Here is a 1,874-nt window from a genome sequence, read left to right on the forward strand (position 1 = left end):
GCCGTACAGGTTGTGCGCGGATCGACCGCTGGACGATTCGCGGGCCTTATTCAGCGTGGACTGGGCAATGGTGGTCAGCGTGTTTTCTTCCATACTTTATTTTGCAGCACTCCGCCCCTCGGCGTCACTGTCATCACAGGTCAACCACCCCGAAAGGCCACACCATGATTTACCTGGATCACGCAGCCACCACCGCGCCGCGCCGCGAAGTGATTGAAGCGATGTGGCCGTGGCTCACCCAAAATTTCGGCAACGCGTCCAGTCATCACGAACGCGGTCAGCGCGCCGCTCGCGCACTGAATGACGCCCGCGGGCGCATCGCCGCCGTTTTGGGAGCCAGACCGAGTGAAATCATCTTCACCTCCGGCGGCACCGAGGCGGATAATTTGGCGATCAAGGGCATTGCGTTGGCTCGCAGGGAGCGCCGTCCGGAGTTGAACCGAGTCCTGGTGAGCTCTATCGAGCACGACGCCGTTCTGGAATCCGCCCACTCGCTCGCCCGGCACGAGGCCTTCACCGCCGTGGAGTTGCCCGTGGATTCGGCGGGTTTCGTCTCCCCGGACACCTTCCGTGCCGCCCTGGCCGAGGACGACGCCGCCCGCTCCCGATCCGGTAGCACCCCGGGGTCCAGCTCGGTCGCCGTGGCTTCCGTAATGCTCGCGAACAACGAAGTTGGGACCGTACAGAACATTCCCGAGCTCGCCCGGATTGCAGCGGAGTTCGCAGTTCCACTGCACACGGACGCGGTCCAGAGTGCGGCAACCCTTCCGTTGGACGTCAACGAGCTCGGTGTCAGCGCGCTGAGTCTGGCGGGGCACAAGTTCGGCACGCCTCAGGGCCTCGGACTGTTGTGGGTCAAACGTGGCACTCCCCTGCGCACGCTCATGAGCGGTGGGGGCCAGGAACGAGGGCGCCGCTCGGGCACCTCCAACGTGGCCGGCGCTGTGGGATTGGCCACCGCCCTTCAGCTCGCGGAGCGGGAACGGGAGGAATACGCCGCCCGGGTCACCGCACTGCGGGACCGTCTGATTCACGGGATCCTCGGCTCCGTACCGGGCGCACTCCTCACCGGCCCGGACCCGCGTGAAACCGGAGCGTCGCCGGGGTTGAACGGGATCTCGCGCCTGCCGATCAATGCGTTCTTCTGCTTCCCCGGCGTGAACGGTGAGACCGTGCTCGTGGATCTGGAGAATCAGGGTGTGTTGGTCTCGTCCGGGTCCGCGTGCGCGACCGGCTCCTCGGAACCGTCCCACGTGCTCACGGCCTTGGGTGTTCCCGCCGAGGTGGCCACCACGTCCGTGCGCTTCAGCCTGGGCAGGGAAACCACCGAGGCGGATATCGACCACGCGATCCGCGCCACCGCGCAGATCATCGCCGAGCTGCGCGGTGGTACGAGCTGATCCGCACACTGTAAGGCCCGCTGAGTCTTACGGTGTGACCTCATACGGCGGGGTCTCACCGCGCGCCATGGCCACGGCATTCTCCGCGGCCTTGCGCGCCATGCCCGAGCGCGAACCGACCTCGGCGGAGCCCACGTGAGGCAGCAGGAACGCGTTGGGCAAATCGGCCAGACCCTCGGCCAGGTGGGGCTCGTTCTCGAACACATCCAACCCGGCGGCGAAGATCTCACGATCTCGCAGCGCTCGGACCAATGCATTTTCATCAACTACCGGGCCGCGGGCCGTGTTGACCAACACCGCGGTGGACTTCATCCGGCGCAGCACTTCCGCGTTGATCAGGTGGGTGGTGTCCTCCGTGAGCGGCACGTGCAGCGAAATGTAGTCGCTGGTCTCGATCAGTTCGTCCCACGGCACCTGGGTCACGCGTCCGGCCAGATCTCCCAGCTCGTCCTCGGACACCGGGCGGTCCTCGGG

General features: G+C 66.0%; 2 protein-coding genes. One reads left to right on the forward strand and one right to left on the reverse strand.

Annotated features, from left to right (window positions below; all coding sequences use genetic code 11):
• The first annotated feature begins 164 nt into the window (after nucleotides 1-164).
• Nucleotides 165-1,400 (forward strand): cysteine desulfurase family protein, encoded by a 1,236-nt coding sequence (locus Q4E95_RS13340; protein ID WP_303383763.1) that lies wholly within the window; start codon nucleotides 165-167, stop codon nucleotides 1,398-1,400.
• A gap of 27 nt (nucleotides 1,401-1,427) precedes the next feature.
• On the opposite strand, the gene Q4E95_RS13345 is transcribed toward Q4E95_RS13340, so the two are convergent.
• A partial coding sequence (locus Q4E95_RS13345) for an NAD(P)-dependent oxidoreductase (RefSeq protein ID WP_303383764.1) occupies nucleotides 1,428-1,874 on the reverse strand: 447 nt, incomplete at its 5' end.

Source organism: Kocuria sp. (assembly GCF_030536815.1).
Lineage (GTDB): Bacteria > Actinomycetota > Actinomycetes > Actinomycetales > Micrococcaceae > Kocuria > Kocuria gwangalliensis.